Here is a 16,855-nt window from a genome sequence, read left to right as displayed (position 1 = left end):
GGGTGTCATCCCGGACAAGCGCAGCGCAGATCCGGGGCCTAATCGCCTCAGGGTTCGCACAAACGGTAGCCGGATGTTTCAACGCTTCATTTCAAGAGGAAGCACCCTGGAAATGAGTGGGCCCCGGGTCTGGCTATGCTCGCCCGGGGGGACAGTAGGAAAAATCGGCAATCAATCCCGCTTCGATGTCTCGTAGCGCGCCGAAAGCTCGTAGTAGTCGTTGAAGCCGATGCGCCGACGGAGGTCTGAAAAATCCATCAGGTCCGGCGCTCGGTCTTCGTCCGACTTGAGCTGCTCCAGCGTTTTCACCATCGCCTTCATGGCGCTGGCCATCAGCGTCAACGGATAGGCGGCGATCGCAAAACCGATGTCCCGAAGCTCCTTGTGCGAGAGTTCCGGGGTTTCGCCGCCCTCGACGATATTGGCCATCTTCGGCCCCGGCAGCTCCCGGCAGATTTCTTCCATCTCGGTAACGGTTTTGGGTGCCTCGACAAAGAGGATATCCGCGCCGAGTTCCTTGAACTTCGCAGCCCGCTCGATGGCTTCGCCCAGGCCGTGGTCGTGGCGCGCGTCGGTGCGGGCAAGGATCAGGATATCGGCGCCCTCTTCCTTGGCATCCTGGGCCGCCCGGATGCGGTCGAAGGCTTCCTGCCGCGAAACAACCGCCTTGCCGGGCGTGTGGCCGCAGCGCTTCGGCGCAAGCTGGTCCTCGATCATGACCGCCGCCGCGCCCGCCTTGGCGAAACCGGTGACCGTGCGCCGGACATTCATGGCGTTGCCATAGCCGGTGTCGCCGTCGGCGATCAGCGGAATACGAACGGCATCGGCAATGTTGCGCGCCTGGTCGAGCACTTCCGCGTAGGACATCAGACCCAGGTCCGGCTGACCGATCCGGGAAGCCGATGTGGCAAAGCCGGACATGAAGGTGAGATCGAAGCCCGCCTGTTCGATCAGCTTTGCTGACAAGGCGTCGAAGCAGCACGGCATGACATGGAGCTTGTCCTGCGCCAGCAGCGCACGAAGGGTTTCGGCCGGAGACGGCATTACGTCAGATCCTCAGAACTTGAAGGGAATATAAAGGGCGAGATCGGTCCAGAGGTAAAGGATCACCACCGAGACCAGCATCAGCGCCAGAAACGGCAGCACCCCGCGCGAGACGTCGCCGAGACTGGACTTCGCCACCGACTGGATCACATAGAGGTTGAGCCCGACCGGCGGCGTAATCAGCGCGCATTCCACCATCACCACCATATAGACCCCGAACCAGATGGGGTCGAAGCCCAGCGCCATCGCCGCCGGCAGCAGGACCGGCGTCATGATCAGCACCATGGAGAGCGCCTCGAAGACAAGGCCCATGATCAGCAGCACGACGGAGACGACGATGATAAAGGCGAGCGGCGTGTCGATATTCTGGCCGATGAAGACCGAGATCTCCTGCGGGATCCTGTAGAGCGTGATCGCCTTGCCGAAGACCTTGGCACCGGCCACAATCAGGAGGATGGCAACGGTTGTTACCGTGGAATCATAGGCAGCTTCCTTGAGCGCTTTCCAGGTCAGTGTGCGCAGGAGAACGCCCGTGATCAGTAGCGCGGTGGCAAAACCGATGGCGGCCGCCTCCGGTGGCGTGGCAATGCCGGAATAGATGACGCCGATCACGACCAGTGCGAGGGCGATCGACGGCAACGCCCGCACGGTGCTCCGGAAACGCTCGTCCCAGCTTGCCGCCGGTTCCGGCCGGTAACCGCCGAACCAGCGCGCATAGATCATCGAGAAGGCGATGAAGAACACGACCAGCAATATGCCCGGGCCGATCCCGGCCAGGAACAGCGCGATCACCGACTGCTCGGTCACGAAGCCGTAGACGATCATCGGAATGGACGGCGGAATGAGAATGCCGAGCGTCCCGCCCGCCGCCAGCAGGCCGTAGACGAACCTGCGCTCATAGCCCCGCTTGATCATTTCGGGAATGGCGACGGTGCCGATGGTCGCTGCCGTCGCAACAGAAGATCCGGAAATTGCCGCGAAGATGCCGCAGGACAGGATTGTCGCCACGGCCAGTCCGCCCGGCCAGTGGCCGACCCAGGCATGAACGGCGGCGAAAAGATCCCGGCCGACGCCGCCTTTCAGCAGAATATTGGACATCAGCAGGAACAGCGGCACCGCCAGAAGAATGAAACCGTCCAGCGTGGAAAGGATTGCCTGTGGTGCCATGAGCGGGGAAAACCCGCCAACGACCAGCAGGGCAAGGCCGAGCCCGCCGAGCGCAAAGGCCACCGGCACCCGGATCAGCAACAGGGCGAAGAGGACCGCGAGAATGAGAAGGGTGGTCATTCCATGATCCTCCCCTCGCCTTCCCCTCTCGGGGGAACGCGGCCGGTCTCGATCAGGGCCTGGAGGAACAGGAGCGCAAAGCCGATCGGGATGGCAAGTTCGGACACCCAGGTCGGCAGGTCCAGCATGGAACCGGTCGTGCGTCCGCGCTCGAAGGAATCAAGGAAAATGCCGGCCCCCTTCCAGGTGACGCCGGCGCTGAATGCGGCGATCGCAAGCATGGCCAGCAGGTGGCACAGCCGCCGCATGCGCGGGCCGAGCTGATCCGTCAACGCGTCCACCGCGATATGCTGGCCTGTCTTCAACAGCCAGGGCATCGCCAGCATGGTTCCCCATATCAGGCAAAGCTGGGAAAGTTCGGCGGCCCAGATGGTCGGCGCGACGAACAGGTAACGCGCCAGAACCTCATAGGTGAGCATCAGGCCGGCAAAAACAAACAGCAGCGCGGCTGCCCAGGCGAGTGCCTGCAGAAAAAGAAGAAACGTTCTCATGGGATCGTCGGACGGTTGGGCAGGAAGCAGCCGGAAACGGGAAACGGGCACCGGCGGAGCGATGCCCGGAAGGGAGAGCGGCCGGAAACCGGCCGCTCTTGTAGTGTCGACGCGAAGAAACCCCTCAGAGGCCCTTGGCCGCGTCCATCACCTTCTTGCCGAGATCGCCGGCCTTTTCCAGGTAGGTGTCGTAGACCGGCTGGCTAACGGACTTCCAGGCAGCCATTTCATCCGCCGTCGGCGTGTAGACCGTCATGCCGTTTTCCTTCGCCGCCTCATAGGCCGAAGCTTCGATCGAGGACATACGGTCGCGGACGTCGGCTTCAGCCTTCAGGGCCGCGGCCTGGATGATTTCCTTGTGCGCCTCCGGCAGGCCGTTCCAGAAATCCGTGTTCACAACAACGATGAACTCGATGTCGGCGTTGTTGGTCACCGTGATCGTATCCATCACTTCCCAGAGCTTGCGGGACTTGACGCCGGAAATGCCGGTCATGCCGATATCGACGGTCCCGCGCTGGTAGGCCAGATATTGTTCCGATCCGGAAATCAGCGTCGGTGCACCGCCGGCAGCGGTCACGAAGTCGCCAAGGGTCTTGCCGAAGACACGGACCTTCTTGCCCTTCAGGTCGTCCGGCGTCTTCACCGGTGCGTCCTTGGACAGCATGATCGCGCCGCCATAGGCCTGCCACCACAGCACGGTGGATCCGGTTCCCTTGATGGCCTCGTCCAGCGGACCGCGCACGGCGGATCCCGGCGCAACGGCGGCCCGGACCTTTTCTTCCGTGTCGAACAGGAACGGCTGATAGAAGATATCGACCGCCGGAATGTCGCCGACATAGCGGGTCAGCGAGGCAACGCCCATTTCAATGGCGCCGGACCCGACGGCCGCCGGAACTTCCTTGTCCTTGTAAAGTTGAGCGGAATCATAGATTTCCACCGCTATATCGCCGTTTGAGTTTTTCTCCACTTCTTCCTTGAAGAGTGTCAGATTCTGACCCAGGTGGCTCTTGAGCGGCAGCTGAAGCGAGATGCGAAGCGTGGTGTCAGCGGCATTGGCCGACCCGGCGGCAAGACTGATTGCGAGGGCGGCTCCGAGCGCCCAGGAAAATGGTTTCATAAATTCCTCCCTGAATTTAGGAGGGTACTCTGACAAACCGGCCGGTAGTGGTCAACAAGGACCGACACACGTACTAGTTAGAAAAATTCAACTGTCTTTTTAGGTACTTGGTACCCGGGACCGTCAGCTCCTTGCATTTTGCATTGCACAAGCCGATAAAAAGACCTTCCGTCAATCTCAACTGCCGGTCTGACAGCCAACCGTCCCGGATGCTCGGTACATGAATTTTCGAACCATCGCGCTTCCCATCGGACGTTTGCTCCTGCTGATTTCCCTCCTGATGATCATCCCGGCAATCGCGGACGTTTTCGCGGAGAATCCGGACTGGCAGGTTTTTCTCGTCTCGGCACTGGTGCTCGGTACGGCCGGCGTTTTGATGACGATGGCCTTTCATGGCGAAAATCCGCCGGAAAATTTCCGCGAAGCACTTATTTTCGTGAACGCCGCCTGGTTTGCCTTTTCCTTTGCCGGGTCCATTCCCTTCTTCTTCAGTGGTCTCGGCATCAATTTTACCGATGCGTTTTTCGAAACCGCCTCGGGATTGACGACAACCGGATCGACCATTCTGACGGGGCTCGACCATTTGCCGCCGGGCATTCTCCTGTGGCGCGCGCTGTTGCAATGGATCGGCGGCATCGGCGTCGTGGCTATCGGCATCTGGCTGCTACCGGGTCTCAGGGTCGGTGGAAGCCAGCTGTTCTCACTGGAATCTTCGGAAAGCACGACAAAGCCCTACGGTCATGTCGGGCCGTTCGTCTACCGCCTGCTGGTCCTCTATGCCGGACTGACGCTTAGCTGCCTCGCACTTTATCAGCTTTGCGGCATGGATTTCTTCGACGCCGTGGTCCATGCCATGACCACGGTTTCCACCGGCGGGTTCTCGACATCGGATCAGTCTTTCGGCCAGTTTTCCGGAACCTCGGTCTATTGGGTGGCAACGGTCTTCATGCTGTCCTCCAGCTTTCCGTTCCTGTTCCTGATCCGAAGCATCGAGCGGCGGCAGGCCGGCAGCGATGCTCAGATCCTGCTGTTGCTGATCATCGTCACGATTGCTTCCTTCAGCGTTTTCCTTCTGGAACGTTTCATCGTTCTGGACACGCCCTTCCACATGTTCACGCTGGCCACCTTCAACGTGGTGTCCGTCATTACCACCACCGGCTACGCGGCAAACGACTATCTGCAGTTCGGCCCGGCCGTTGTGGCGATCTTCTTCGTGCTGACCTTTTTCGGAGGCTGCAGCGGCTCTACTTCGGGCGGCTTCAAGATGTTCAGGGTCGCCATCCTCACCAGCTACGTTCAAAGCCTGCTCCGCCGGCTGATCCGGCCGCACCGTGTGCTGGAACCCAAGTTTCAGGGCCGTAGAGTGTCCAATTCGGTCCTGGAGGGGATTCTGGTCTTCGCGGTTCTTTATGCCGGCGCTTTCGCGGGCTTCGCGATCGTCTACATGATGCTGGGTCTCGATCCCATCACCGCGCTCAGTGCCTCTATCACGGCGCTGGCCAACGTCGGCCCGGGTGTCGGCGACACGATTGGCCCCTCCGGCACATTTCAATCCCTGCCGGATCTCGCAAAATGGTTCCTGGCAATCGAAATGATCCTGGGCCGCCTTGAGATCCTGGCGGGCATCCTGATCCTGACGCCGGACTTCTGGCTCGAGTAGGCTGGGGTACGGCCCCAAGAGATTGTACGTCCAGATCGATCAGGAGGTCGCCGATCGGGCTTTGAACAGCGGCGTCAAAACCTTTGCGCCATGCACCACACCACAAGGGCAAGACAACGACGTGGCGAACAAAATCGCCTCGGCCAAATGAATCAATAAGATCGGACCACGCTCCAGGGCAACAAAACCACCGCCGGCGTGACCGGTCCGGCGGTGGTCTGTGAGCGGAATGCGCTCAACTCAGGCTGTCCCGCCGCCGGGGCAGCCTGAAGCCGGATTACGGCTGTACGGTAGCGAACTCGTCCTGATCCAGCAGGTTGTCCTGGTTGGCATCCGCCGCCTTGAACGCCTCTTCGGTAAAGGTCGGCACCGCCGCCGTGATTTCCTCGAAACTCACGAATCCATCCTGGTTGCTGTCGACCGCCTCGAAAGACATGCCCTGTGCAAGCGCTGCCGTGGAAACGGTGAAAGCACCGACGAGAAGAGCAGCAGTAAGACGTTTGGACATGATTTGACCTCCAACTGTTTGGGTTTGGTCGTTCTGTTCCGTCCATTCGAAAGGCCCCTGCGACCCGACGAACCGGAACGGGGCGGACTGTGCTGCCGGATCGCGTCCGTCGAAGGGCTGCTCTTGGGAAAGGTCGCGGCATTGTTGTGACTGACGAGGCCGATCGGTCACCTGCGGGACAAAATACTGTCATTTTTGACGATTCAAGACAGGATTATGACCATATCCGCATTGCGGAAGGATATCCCCGCCATCGTGCCGCCTGCCGGTGGTCACCGGACCTTCAGACGCGGTCAGGTATAATCACGGCTTCCGAAAATCGCCGAACCGACACGGACATGGGTCGCGCCGAAACCGACGGCGGTCTCATAGTCCGACGACATGCCCATGGACAACTGCTCAAGGCCGTTGCGGACCGCGATCTTTTCCAGCAGGGCAAAGTGCTCGCCCGGCGCTTCATCGAACGGCGGGATGCACATCAGGCCGATGACGTTGAGGCCCACCTCCTCCCGGCACTCCCTGACAAAGGCGTCGACCTGAGCCGGCGCAATGCCGGCTTTCTGCGGCTCTTCACCGGTATTGACCTGAATGAAACAGGGAAGCTCCCGGCCCTGTTTCTCCATCTCCTCCTTCAGGGCCTTCGCGATTTTCGACCTGTCGACCGTATGAATGACGTCGAAGGTTGTCACCGCCTCCTTCGCCTTGTTCGACTGAAGCGGCCCGATCAGGTGAAGTTCGATGTTCCGGAAGTCTTCCCTGAGACCCGGCCACTTTTTCATCGCTTCCTGGACGCGGTTTTCACCGAAGACCCGCTGGCCCGCTTCCAGAACCGGACGAATGTCCTCTGCCTCGAAAGTCTTGGACACGGCAATCAGCGTGACTGCCCCTTCCTTGCGGCCGTAGCCGGCTTCGGCCTTGCGAATGTCGGCCTTGACCTCTTCAAGTCGCTCGGCTGCGGTCGTCATGTATCAAGTCCTTCTGACTGAGGAAACGGGTCTGCTGTCTCTCTCTTATGACCAGCCTGTCTTCAAGCTCAAGGGTGAGATTTCATAAACCCGAAGGATCTATGACTGTCTTGCGCGGAAACCGCACCGCAATTTTACGGAAACTTCGGCAAATCGGACCAGTGGACAGCTTTACGAATGCGGCATTGCGAAATAAACAGGCATCTGCAAGATCATTCGCTTCTCGCATGTTGACCGCGGACATGATTTCTGGTGACAGTCCGGCAGGTAATCTTTTAGGGAAATCCGCCAGATCCGGCGGCAAGAACAAACGGCACATTTGATGGCAACGGAACGCTACAACGCGCGCGAAGTGGAAGCGCGCTGGCAGAAGATCTGGAACGACAAGGACGTCTTCGTCACCCATAACGACGACCCCCGCGACAAATACTATGTCCTTGAAATGTTTCCCTATCCGTCCGGCCGTATTCACATGGGCCATGTGCGCAACTATGCCATGGGCGACGTGGTTGCCCGCTACAAGCGCGCCAAGGGCTTCAACGTGCTGCATCCGATGGGCTGGGATGCCTTCGGCATGCCGGCGGAAAACGCCGCGATGCAGAACAATGTCCACCCGAAGGACTGGACCTACGAAAACATCGCCACCATGCGCGACCAGCTCAAGATCATGGGCCTGTCGCTCGACTGGAGCCGCGAATTTGCGACCTGCGATGTCAGCTATTACACCCAGCAGCAGCGCCTGTTCCTGAAATTCCTGGAAGCCGGCCTCGTCTACCGCAAGAACGCCAAGGTCAACTGGGATCCGGTCGACATGACGGTTCTGGCCAACGAGCAGGTGATCGACGGCCGCGGCTGGCGATCCGGGGCCCTGGTGGAACAGCGCGAGCTGACCCAGTGGTTCTTTAAGATCTCCGATTATTCGGAAGACCTGCTGGAAGCGATCGACACCCTCGACCGTTGGCCGGACAAGGTCCGGCTGATGCAGAAGAACTGGATCGGCCGCTCCGAGGGCTTGCGCGTGCGCTTCGAGTTCACCGAGGCCGCGCCGACCGGCGATACCACGCTGGAGATCTTCACCACCCGCCCGGACACGCTCTTCGGCGCGTCTTTCATGGGGCTCTCCCCGGATCATCCGATTTCCGTCGCTCTGGCTGAGGATAATCCGGAACTGAAGGCCTTCATCGAGGAATGCCGGCGCATCGGCACGTCCGAAGAAGCGATTGAAAAAGCCGAGAAAAAGGGCATCGACACCGGTCTGCGCGTCAGACATCCGCTGGATGCCTCGATCGAACTGCCGGTTTATGTCGCCAACTTCATCCTGATGGATTACGGCACCGGCGCAATCTTCGCCTGCCCGGCGCACGACCAGCGCGACCTGGATTTCGCCCGCAAATACGGCCTGCCCGTCAAGCCGGTCGTGCTGCCGAAGGATGCCGACCCGGCAACCTTCGACGTCGGCACGGAGGCCTTCACCGACGACGGCACGATCTTCAATTCGGACTTCCTCGATGGCCTTTCCATTCCGGACGCCAAGGAAGCCGTGGCGAAGAAGCTGGAAGCCATAACGGTCGGCGGTGCGCCGCAGGGCGAGCGTCAGGTGAACTACCGCCTTCGCGACTGGGGCATTTCGCGCCAGCGTTACTGGGGTTGCCCGATCCCGGTCATCCATTGCGATGCCTGCGGCGTCGTGCCGGAAAAGGACGAAAACCTGCCGGTCGAACTGCCGCACGACATCAACTTCGACAAGCCGGGCAATCCGCTGGACCGTCATCCGACCTGGCGTGACACCACCTGCCCAAGCTGCGGCAAGCCGGCAAGGCGCGAAACCGACACGATGGACACCTTCGTGGATTCCTCGTGGTATTTCGCGCGCTTCACCGCTCCGGACTGCGACCAGCCGACCGATCCGTCGGCCGCGAACGGCTGGCTGCCGGTCGACCAGTATATCGGTGGCATCGAACACGCGATCCTGCACCTTCTCTATTCGCGCTTCTTTACCAGAGCGATGCAGAAGGTTGGCGCACTGGACCTGAAGGAACCGTTCAAGGGCCTCTTCACGCAGGGTATGGTGACCCATGAGACCTACCGGGCCGGCGAAGGCAACAACGGCCGCTGGGTCGCACCCGCCGAGATCCGCATCGAGGACGTTGACGGCAAACGCCGGGCCACGCTCGTCGACACCGGCGAGGAAGTCACCATCGGCTCCATCGAAAAAATGTCGAAGTCGAAGAAGAACACGGTCGATCCGACCGATATCATCGACACTTACGGCGCCGATACGGCCCGCTGGTTCATGCTGTCCGACAGCCCGCCCGAGCGCGACGTCATCTGGACAGAGGATGGTGTCCAGGGGGCCTGGCGCTTCGTTCAGCGCGTCTGGCGCCTGATAGGCGACATTTCCGAGAAGATCGAGCCGCGCGCCGGATCCGCTCCGGAAGTCTCCGGCAAGGCGCTCGACCTGCGCCGCGCCAGCCACAAGACCCTGGCCGCCGTGTCGAACGATCTGGAAAGCCTAGGCTTCAACCGTGCCGTCGCCCGGCTTTACGAACTGGTCAATACGATCAGCAAGGTCTTCAACGAGGGTGCCCAGGATGCCGGAAGCGAATATGCTGTCCGGGAAGCGGCGGATTTCCTCGTGCAGATGATGGCCCCGATGATGCCGCATCTGGCTGAGGAATGCTGGTCGGCGCTCGGTCACGACAACCTGATCTCCGAGGCCAGCTGGCCGGTCGCGGACGAAGCTCTGCTGAGCGAAGACTCGGTCACCTACCCGATCCAGATCAATGGCAAGCGGCGCGGTGAACTGACGATTGCAAAAGAGGCTTCCAAAGAGGAGGTCGAAACAGCTACCTTGGCTCTCGACTTCGTCAGGAAGGCACTGGCCGGCAATGCGCCGAAGAAACTCATCGTGGTGCCGCAAAGGATTGTGAATGTCGTTGTTTAACACCATTCTGACCAGAGGCGGCGCCCTTCGCAGCGCCTTACTATGCGCGGCTTTCGCTGCTGCGGTAACGGTGAGCGGGTGCCAGATACGCCCGCTCTACGGCACCAGCACCGGCGACTTCGGCTCGACGCCTTCACCGGTGGCGGCGGATCTGGCGGCGATCGATCTGGAATCCATACCCACCCAGTTCGCAAACGACGACGCGGTACGCGTGCTCTACAACGAGTTGACCTTCCGCTTCGAACGCGGAGCAGGCAGCGCGGCCAAGAAATACCGTTTGAAGGTGCTTGTTGACGTCAACAGCGCCGCTGTCGGCGTTGAGCGGTTTGCCGATGTGCCAGCCGCCTACACAACCACGATGAATTCGACTTTCGTGCTCAGCGACATCAACACCGACGAAACGCTCTTTACCGGCCGGACCTTCAAGTCCGCCTCCTACGACTTCTCCAACCAGCGCTTTGCCAACAAGCGGGCCTTCCGGGATGCCCAGGGGCGTGTCGCCAAGGCGGTCGCCGAGGACATTTCCGCCCGCATTGCCGGCTATTTTGCCAGCAAGTCCTGAATGTCAGCCGAGGTTTTGCCGTGACCGTCCTGAAAGCCGGGGAGATTGACCGCTTCATTGCCAATCCCCCGGCCGAGGGTGGGGTCATCCTGATTTTCGGACCCGATACCGGTCTTGTCTCGGAACGTGCGACCCGGCTCGTGGCCAAGGCATCGGAAGGCGACAGCGATCCCTTCAACCTCGTCAAGATCGACGCCAGCGAAATCAGCTCGGATCCGAATCGATTGATCGACGAAGTCCTGACCGTTCCTCTTTTCGGAGGAAGGCGGATCATCTGGGTCAAGGATGCCTCCTCCAAGAACCTCGCCACCGCGCTCGATCCCGTGCTGAAACTGGACGACTGGCAAACGCTGGTGGTGCTGGAAGGCGGCGACATCAAGAAAGGCGTTGGCCTGCGGAAGATAGTGGAACCGCACAGACGTGCCGTTGCTCTGCCCTGCTATGCCGACAATGACCGCGGGATCGACCAGCTCATCGACGAGGAAACACGCGAAGCCGGTCTCTCCATCACCAGGGAAGCGCGTGCGGCCCTGCACAGCCTGCTCGGCGGCGACCGCATGGCAAGCCGCGGTGAACTTAAGAAGCTCTGTCTCTACGCCCTCGGCAAGGGCCGGATCGACAGCGAGGATATCGAAGCCATCATCGGTGACGCCTCCGCTTTCGAAATGTCCGAGCTGATCGACGCCGCCGCTTCCGGCGATCTCGGCACACTGGATCACGGCCTGGAACGGTTGTCGGAAGCCGGTTCGAAGGCTTCCGTGATCGCGAACCAGGCGCTGAAGCATTTCCAGCAATTGCATCGGATGCGAATCGATATCGACCAGGGCAAGCCCGCACAGGCCGTCGTCGACGGCCAGCGCCCGCCGATTTTCTTCAGCCGGAAACCGAAATTCAGCCAGCAACTTCGGATCTGGACCCTGAAGGACCTTGAAAAGGCCATGGATATCCTCAGTGAAGCCACCCGGATTTCCCGCCTGAATGACGCTCTCGGCGTCCCGGTCCTCTCCGAAGCACTTCTGAAACTCGGACGCGCAGCACTCGCCCGCAGCCAGCGGCGTTAGATTTTCCGCCTGAATTGCCGTTTCACGTGAATCAGGCGCGGAGTTTAAAAGCTGCGGACCCGCCACTTCACACTCCACTTCACGTCATCCTGAGGAAGCGCAAAGCGCTGTCTCGAAGGATGACGTTCGCAAAAATGCCGAGCCCCTATCAGGGACCCGGCTTCAAAATAGCTCGATATTTAAAACAAGTACTTAGCGTGTCTCCACACCCAGCTTTCTGCAGATTTCGTCAAGCTGTTCCAGCGAGGTGTACTTGATCTTCAGATCACCCGATTCCTTCCCCGGTTTATGGCCAACAGTGACCTTGAGGCCAAGGAAGTCCGTCAGCCGCTTTTCCAGGGCCTTGGTGTCCGCATCCTTTTGCGGTTTTTCTACCGGGGTTTTTTCGCCCTTCAGCTTCGCCAATGCGTCCGGATCCTGGGAGAGTTTCTCCGCGTCACGCACCGTCAGGCCCTTTTCCACGATCAGTTCGGCAAGCGCTGCCGGATCATCCACGGTGATCAGCGCGCGCGCATGTCCGGCCGTCAGAAGGCCTTCGGCGAGATAGTCCTTGACCGAGTTCGGCAGCTTCAGAAGACGCATCGTGTTGGCGACGTGGCTGCGGCTCTTGCCGATGACCTTGGCCAGCTCGCCCTGGCTGTAGCTGAACTCGGCCGTCAGCTGTTCATAGCCCATCGCCTCTTCGATCGGGTTCAGGTCGGCGCGCTGAACGTTTTCGATGATCGCGAGCTCAAGAGCCTCCTGATCGGTCACATCGCGAATGATGATCGGCGCTTCATGCAGACCCGCCCGTTGTGCGGCCCGCCAGCGGCGTTCGCCGGCGATAATCTCAAAACGGTCGGTCTTGCCTGTTGCCGGACGAACCAGGATCGGCTGAACGATACCCTTGGCCTTCAGGGAATCGGAAAGATCCGCCAGATCCTTCTCTCCAAAGGTTTTGCGAGGGTTGCGCGGGTTCGGTTCCAGGTGCTCGATCGGCACCTTGCGCGTATCCCGGAAGATCCGTTCCGGCGGGGCGGCGGCTTCAGGTGCCGAGTCCCCGATCAAGGCTGCCAAGCCACGGCCCAAACGTTTGTTCTTGACGTCTCTTTCCGCCATACCGCACCTTTTTCTTCTTATATTTCAATGAGTTAAGAACATGTGACGAGGCCTCTTCCGCCACACATCCACCTGATTTCGATCCGGATCCGAATCAACCCGGATTCAGGCCGCAACCCGCCGCAACCGGCGTTCGCGCTGGATGATTTCGGACGCAAGACGCAGGTAGGCCTGGCTTCCCGCGCACTTCAGATCATAGAGCAAGGCCGGTTTGCCATAGGACGGGGCTTCGGAAATGCGAACGTTGCGGGGAATGACGGTTTCATAAACCGCATCGCCCATCGTCTCGCGCACGTCTGCCACGACCTGGCTGGAGAGGTTGTTGCGGCTGTCGTACATGGTCAGCACGATGCCGTGGATGCTGAGCTCGGAGTTGAGCGCGTTCTTCACCTGTTCGACCGTGCTGAGCAGCTGGCTGAGGCCTTCAAGAGCGAAGAACTCGCACTGCAACGGCACAAGGATCGAATGGGAAGCAGACAAGGCATTGATGGTCAGCAGGTTCAGCGACGGTGGGCAATCGACCAGGACGTAGGTGAAACCGATTTCCTGGAACAGGCGCGACCGTGTCAGGCTCTCAATGGCGCTCCGCAGCCGGAACGCCCGGTCGCTGGTCGAAGCGATTTCAAGTTCCAGTCCAAGCAGGTCCATGGTCGAGGGAGCAACCCACAGGCGCTGGACCGCGGTCTCGCGCACGGCTTCGGCCAGCGAGCAGTCGCCACTCAAAACTTCGTATGTGGACAGTCCCCTGTCCCGGTGCTCGATGCCCAGACCGGTCGATGCGTTGCCCTGGGGATCGAGATCGATCACCAGCACCTTCTCCCCGATGGCTGCAAGCGCAGTCCCGAGGTTGATCGCCGTCGTGGTCTTTCCCACCCCGCCTTTTTGGTTCGCAAGCGCGAGAACGCGCGGTGTTTCCGGAAGCACACTCATTGCCGCCAAACCTTCCTGGGCTACTCTGGCCGGGCTGAAATGTTCGAGAAGAGAAGCATCCGGCTCATTGGATCAACAAGACTGGTCTTTTCTATCATGTCGAAGTGCCAACGGGCAGTAGCTTCGTTAACTTCTCTCTGAAAATCCTGACCTTTGTGGAAAACGGCCTTCGCACCCATTGCGGTAAACGGTTCGGAAAGCTGAAAAAGCAGGTCAAGCGAGGCCAGCGCCCGCGCCGAGACGGCGTCAACCGGCCCGTGGCTCCACTCTTTCGCAACCGATTCGATCCGGCCCGCATGCACCGTTCCTTTCGAGCCGGTCTCCCGCAAGGCCGTACGCAAAAAGGCCGCCTTGCGCTGATTGCTCTCGATCATGTGCACATGGGCTTCCGGGTCATCTGCCAACAGGACCGCGGTCACAATCGCCGGGAAGCCGCCGCCGCTGCCGATGTCCACCCAGGTTTTCGCCTCTGGATAACTCCACTGGGTTTGCAGACTGTCGACCACGTGACGTGTCCAGATGTCCGGAATTGTCGACGGTGCAATGAGGTTTTGTGCGGGTTGCCACTTCAAAACCAGGTCCACATAGATCTGGAGTCTATCCAACGTTTCACGTGAAACATCCCCAAACTTATGCACAACCTGTCCAGAACTGTTCAACACAACGGACCGGCCCATCAGGCGGCCCCCTTCTGGTTTTGCCGCTTCAGGTGTGACAGGATCAGCGTCAGGGCAGCCGGTGTCATACCGTCCATACGGGAGGCCTGACCAAGCGTTGCAGGACGGATGTCCATCAGCTTCTGCCGCACTTCATTGGACAGTCCTGTAATTGCTTCGTAATTGAAACCATCCGGGATTCCCAAGGCCTCGTCACGTTTCAAGGCTTCAATGTCCGCTCTCTGCCGGTCCAGATAGACCGCATAGAGCGCGTCGGTTGCCACCTGCTCGGCAATGCTCCGGTCGATGTCTTCCAGTTCCGGCCAGACCGCCGCCAGACTCTCGTAGGTGACATTCGGATAAGACAGGAGGTCGAAGGCCGACCGGCGGATGCCGTCCTGGTTGACGGGCAATCCCCTCTTTTGAGCCTCCGCCGGTGTTACGGTCAGACGCTTCAGCAACACCCCTGCCTCGGAGATCCGCTTCATCTTGGTTTCAAAGGCCTTGCGCCGTGCTTCGCTTATACAGCCGATGCGGATGCCGAGCGGCGTCAACCGCTGATCCGCATTGTCCGCCCGCAGGGACAGACGGTATTCCGCTCGTGACGTGAACATGCGGTAGGGCTCGGTAATGCCCCGCGTGATCAGGTCGTCGATCATGACACCGATATAGCCCTCCGACCGGTCTACGACGAAGGGTTCCTGCCCGGCAACGTTCAAGGCAGCATTGAGGCCTGCGACAAGCCCCTGAGCGCCTGCTTCCTCATAGCCCGTGGTGCCGTTGATCTGACCGGCAAGATAGAGGCCTGGACAACGTTTGGCTTCCAGCGTCGGGCGAAGCTCTCGCGGGTCGACGTGATCATATTCAATGGCATAGCCCGGCTGCAGGACTTCAACATCCTCCAGACCCGGTATGGTCCGCAGGAAGGCGATCTGAGCATCCTCGGGCAGCGAAGTGGAGATACCGTTCGGATAGACCGTGTGGTCGTCCAAGCCTTCCGGCTCCAGGAAAATCTGGTGCCCGTCCCGGTCACCGAAGCGGACGATCTTGTCCTCGATTGAAGGACAATAGCGCGGCCCCCGGCCCTTGATCTCGCCGGAATACATGGCCGAGCGGGAGAGATTGTCCCGGATGATCTGATGGGTTTCCGGCGTCGTGCGGGTGATATGGCACGGGATCTGCGGCGTCTCGATCCTGTCCGTCAGCGTGGAGAACGGAACTGGATCCTCGTCTCCAGGCTGCTCCTCCAGCCGGTCCCAATGGATTGTGCGACCATCAAGACGCGCCGGCGTTCCGGTCTTGAGGCGCCCGAGGTCAAAGCCGATTTCTTCCAGGGAGTCCGAAAGGCCAAGCGCCGGCGCTTCGCCCGAACGCCCGGCCGGGATCTTCCTGTCACCAATATGGATCAGACCTCGCAGGAAGGTCCCGCTGGTCAGGACGATCGCCTTGCAGACGATGACACGGCCATCACTTAGATCGAGACCGGCCACAGAGCGGTTACCGCCCTCACCGTCGAACCGGATCTTGTGGGCCTCGCCTTCAACGACTGTCAGGTTTTCCGTCACCCCGATCTCGCGCTGCATGGCTTCCCGGTAGAGCTTTCGATCGGCCTGGGCGCGCGGCCCGCGCACGGCCGGACCCTTGCGCCGGTTGAGCATGCGGAACTGGATGCCACCCTGATCGGCGATACGTCCCATCAGACCGTCCAGAGCATCGATCTCCCGAACCAGGTGCCCCTTCCCCAGACCGCCGATGGCAGGGTTACAGGACATAACTCCGATGGTGTCGAAGCGGTGGGTCACAAGTGCCGTCCTGGCACCAAGGCGCGCGGATGCGGCAGCGGCCTCGCAGCCCGCATGTCCGCCACCGATCACCACCACATCAAAGATCAAATTCTGGTCGCTCATATAGTCTCACCGCTTGCAAGGCTCCGAAAGAGAGCCCGGCGCTATCCGGATAAGTTTTCAGGATCGGGGTCCGGTGCACGGCACCAGAGTATCACAAGGCCGAAATCACGGCACAAATTCGGAGAGACTTATACGGCGAGACACGCCTGAGGTCAAAGTGCATTTGACCATGTCAGCACCGCTGCTCCCTGGATCCTCGAGAGGCAACGCACGAATAATCGAAACGGATTCACGTGAAACATGTTCCGGTTCTGAATCGACCCAACAACTCTCTGGATGATTCACGTGAAACAGGTCACTTGCCGATACAGAAATCCCGGAAGATCACATCGAGCAAATCTTCCACATCGATCCGTCCGGTGATGCGGCCGAGGGCATCGGCCGCGCGGCGCAGGTCCTCGGCCCTGAGTTCAGCCGGAAGGTGGTGCGCGTTCACCGCCGTATCGAGCCCGGCCAGGCAATCCTTCAGGTAATGCCGGTGCCTTTCCCGGGTCGCCAGGGGCGCTTCGCCCAGGGAAATCGTTTCCTCTGCAAAACGGGTCAGGCGGCTGAACAACAGGTTCATTCCGTCAGGCTTCTTGGTGGAACAAGCAATATCAAGGATCGTTCCGGAAGAGTCTTGTTC

At 60.2% G+C, this 16,855-nt stretch carries 14 protein-coding genes and 1 pseudogene; 4 read left to right on the top strand and 11 right to left on the bottom strand.

From position 1 onward, the window contains the following. Positions 1 to 171 precede the first annotated feature (171 nt). From ACQY7U_RS24495 to dctP, 4 genes are all read right to left on the bottom strand, one after another. Positions 172 to 1,044: an isocitrate lyase/PEP mutase family protein gene (locus ACQY7U_RS24495; RefSeq protein ID WP_428650666.1), complete on the bottom strand. Its 873-nt coding sequence runs from the start codon at positions 1,042 to 1,044 to the stop codon at positions 172 to 174. Positions 1,045 to 1,056: 12 nt separating this feature from the next. Then, a complete protein-coding gene (locus ACQY7U_RS24490; RefSeq protein ID WP_428650663.1) occupies positions 1,057 to 2,331 on the bottom strand; it encodes a TRAP transporter large permease in 1,275 nt (424 codons plus the stop codon). Further along, a complete protein-coding gene (locus tag ACQY7U_RS24485; RefSeq protein WP_428650660.1) occupies positions 2,328 to 2,822 on the bottom strand; it encodes a TRAP transporter small permease in 495 nt (164 codons plus the stop codon). Before ACQY7U_RS24485 ends, ACQY7U_RS24490 begins: the two co-directional genes overlap by 4 nt. Positions 2,823 to 2,946: 124 nt before the next feature. After that, on the bottom strand, positions 2,947 to 3,939 hold the full coding sequence (dctP, locus tag ACQY7U_RS24480) for a TRAP transporter substrate-binding protein DctP (protein WP_428650657.1): 993 nt from the start codon (positions 3,937 to 3,939) through the stop codon (positions 2,947 to 2,949). Positions 3,940 to 4,159: 220 nt separating this feature from the next. On the opposite strand from dctP, the gene ACQY7U_RS24475 reads away from it, so the two are divergent. Then, positions 4,160 to 5,599, top strand: coding sequence for a TrkH family potassium uptake protein (locus ACQY7U_RS24475; RefSeq protein ID WP_428650653.1), 1,440 nt, complete (start codon positions 4,160 to 4,162; stop codon positions 5,597 to 5,599). Positions 5,600 to 5,876: 277 nt separating this feature from the next. On the opposite strand, the gene ACQY7U_RS24470 is transcribed toward ACQY7U_RS24475, so the two are convergent. Next, positions 5,877 to 6,107 (bottom strand): hypothetical protein, encoded by a 231-nt coding sequence (locus tag ACQY7U_RS24470; protein WP_428650651.1) that lies wholly within the window; start codon positions 6,105 to 6,107, stop codon positions 5,877 to 5,879. 293 nt (positions 6,108 to 6,400) lie between these two features. Further along, a complete protein-coding gene (locus ACQY7U_RS24465; RefSeq protein WP_428650648.1) occupies positions 6,401 to 7,072 on the bottom strand; it encodes a YggS family pyridoxal phosphate-dependent enzyme in 672 nt (223 codons plus the stop codon). A 322-nt stretch (positions 7,073 to 7,394) separates the two neighbouring features. On the opposite strand from ACQY7U_RS24465, the gene leuS reads away from it, so the two are divergent. Genes leuS through holA form a run of 3 tightly spaced genes read left to right on the top strand, consistent with a single transcriptional unit; the run spans position 7,395 to position 11,639 of the window. Next, positions 7,395 to 10,016: a leucine--tRNA ligase gene (leuS, locus tag ACQY7U_RS24460; RefSeq protein WP_428650646.1), complete on the top strand. Its 2,622-nt coding sequence runs from the start codon at positions 7,395 to 7,397 to the stop codon at positions 10,014 to 10,016. After that, complete coding sequence (locus ACQY7U_RS24455; RefSeq protein ID WP_428650644.1) at positions 10,003 to 10,578, top strand: LPS assembly lipoprotein LptE; 576 nt, start codon at positions 10,003 to 10,005, stop codon at positions 10,576 to 10,578. Before leuS ends, ACQY7U_RS24455 begins: the two co-directional genes overlap by 14 nt. A 20-nt stretch (positions 10,579 to 10,598) precedes the next feature. Then, positions 10,599 to 11,639: a DNA polymerase III subunit delta gene (gene holA / locus ACQY7U_RS24450; protein ID WP_428650642.1), complete on the top strand. Its 1,041-nt coding sequence runs from the start codon at positions 10,599 to 10,601 to the stop codon at positions 11,637 to 11,639. Positions 11,640 to 11,831: 192 nt separating this feature from the next. On the opposite strand, the gene ACQY7U_RS24445 is transcribed toward holA, so the two are convergent. From ACQY7U_RS24445 to ACQY7U_RS24425, 5 genes and pseudogenes are all read right to left on the bottom strand, one after another. Next, positions 11,832 to 12,737, bottom strand: coding sequence for a ParB/RepB/Spo0J family partition protein (locus ACQY7U_RS24445; protein WP_428650639.1), 906 nt, complete (start codon positions 12,735 to 12,737; stop codon positions 11,832 to 11,834). A gap of 105 nt (positions 12,738 to 12,842) precedes the next feature. Continuing rightward, positions 12,843 to 13,667, bottom strand: a complete 825-nt coding sequence (locus ACQY7U_RS24440; protein ID WP_428650636.1) for a ParA family protein — start codon at positions 13,665 to 13,667, stop codon at positions 12,843 to 12,845. Positions 13,668 to 13,687: 20 nt separating this feature from the next. Beyond that, entirely contained in the window at positions 13,688 to 14,272 is a 585-nt protein-coding gene (rsmG, locus tag ACQY7U_RS24435) for a 16S rRNA (guanine(527)-N(7))-methyltransferase RsmG (protein WP_428650669.1), read from the bottom strand. 71 nt (positions 14,273 to 14,343) lie between these two features. After that, positions 14,344 to 16,230, bottom strand: a complete 1,887-nt coding sequence (mnmG, locus tag ACQY7U_RS24430; RefSeq protein WP_428650633.1) for a tRNA uridine-5-carboxymethylaminomethyl(34) synthesis enzyme MnmG — start codon at positions 16,228 to 16,230, stop codon at positions 14,344 to 14,346. Positions 16,231 to 16,525: 295 nt separating this feature from the next. After that, positions 16,526 to 16,855 (bottom strand): annotated as a pseudogene (locus ACQY7U_RS24425) (tRNA uridine-5-carboxymethylaminomethyl(34) synthesis GTPase MnmE); the annotation flags it as partial.

The sequence above is a fragment of the Roseibium sp. genome (assembly GCF_050301095.1).
In the GTDB taxonomy this organism is placed as follows: domain Bacteria; phylum Pseudomonadota; class Alphaproteobacteria; order Rhizobiales; family Stappiaceae; genus Roseibium.
The sequence above is the reverse complement of the archived record's forward strand: the minus strand, read 5'-3'. Positions and strand labels throughout refer to the sequence as shown.

Bases quoted from the DNA above. Each gene is read 5' to 3' on its own strand.
- ACQY7U_RS24495 (WP_428650666.1), bottom strand. From the start codon at position 1,044: ATGCCGTCTCCGGCCGAAACCCTTCGTGCGCTGCTGGCGCAGGACAAG.
- ACQY7U_RS24490 (WP_428650663.1), bottom strand. From the start codon at position 2,331: ATGACCACCCTTCTCATTCTCGCGGTCCTCTTCGCCCTGTTGCTGATC.
- ACQY7U_RS24485 (WP_428650660.1), bottom strand. From the start codon at position 2,822: ATGAGAACGTTTCTTCTTTTTCTGCAGGCACTCGCCTGGGCAGCCGCG.
- dctP (WP_428650657.1), bottom strand. From the start codon at position 3,939: ATGAAACCATTTTCCTGGGCGCTCGGAGCCGCCCTCGCAATCAGTCTT.
- ACQY7U_RS24475 (WP_428650653.1), top strand. From the start codon at position 4,160: ATGAATTTTCGAACCATCGCGCTTCCCATCGGACGTTTGCTCCTGCTG.
- ACQY7U_RS24470 (WP_428650651.1), bottom strand. From the start codon at position 6,107: ATGTCCAAACGTCTTACTGCTGCTCTTCTCGTCGGTGCTTTCACCGTT.
- ACQY7U_RS24465 (WP_428650648.1), bottom strand. From the start codon at position 7,072: ATGACGACCGCAGCCGAGCGACTTGAAGAGGTCAAGGCCGACATTCGC.
- leuS (WP_428650646.1), top strand. From the start codon at position 7,395: ATGGCAACGGAACGCTACAACGCGCGCGAAGTGGAAGCGCGCTGGCAG.
- ACQY7U_RS24455 (WP_428650644.1), top strand. From the start codon at position 10,003: ATGTCGTTGTTTAACACCATTCTGACCAGAGGCGGCGCCCTTCGCAGC.
- ACQY7U_RS24445 (WP_428650639.1), bottom strand. From the start codon at position 12,737: ATGGCGGAAAGAGACGTCAAGAACAAACGTTTGGGCCGTGGCTTGGCA.
- ACQY7U_RS24440 (WP_428650636.1), bottom strand. From the start codon at position 13,667: ATGAGTGTGCTTCCGGAAACACCGCGCGTTCTCGCGCTTGCGAACCAA.
- mnmG (WP_428650633.1), bottom strand. From the start codon at position 16,230: ATGAGCGACCAGAATTTGATCTTTGATGTGGTGGTGATCGGTGGCGGA.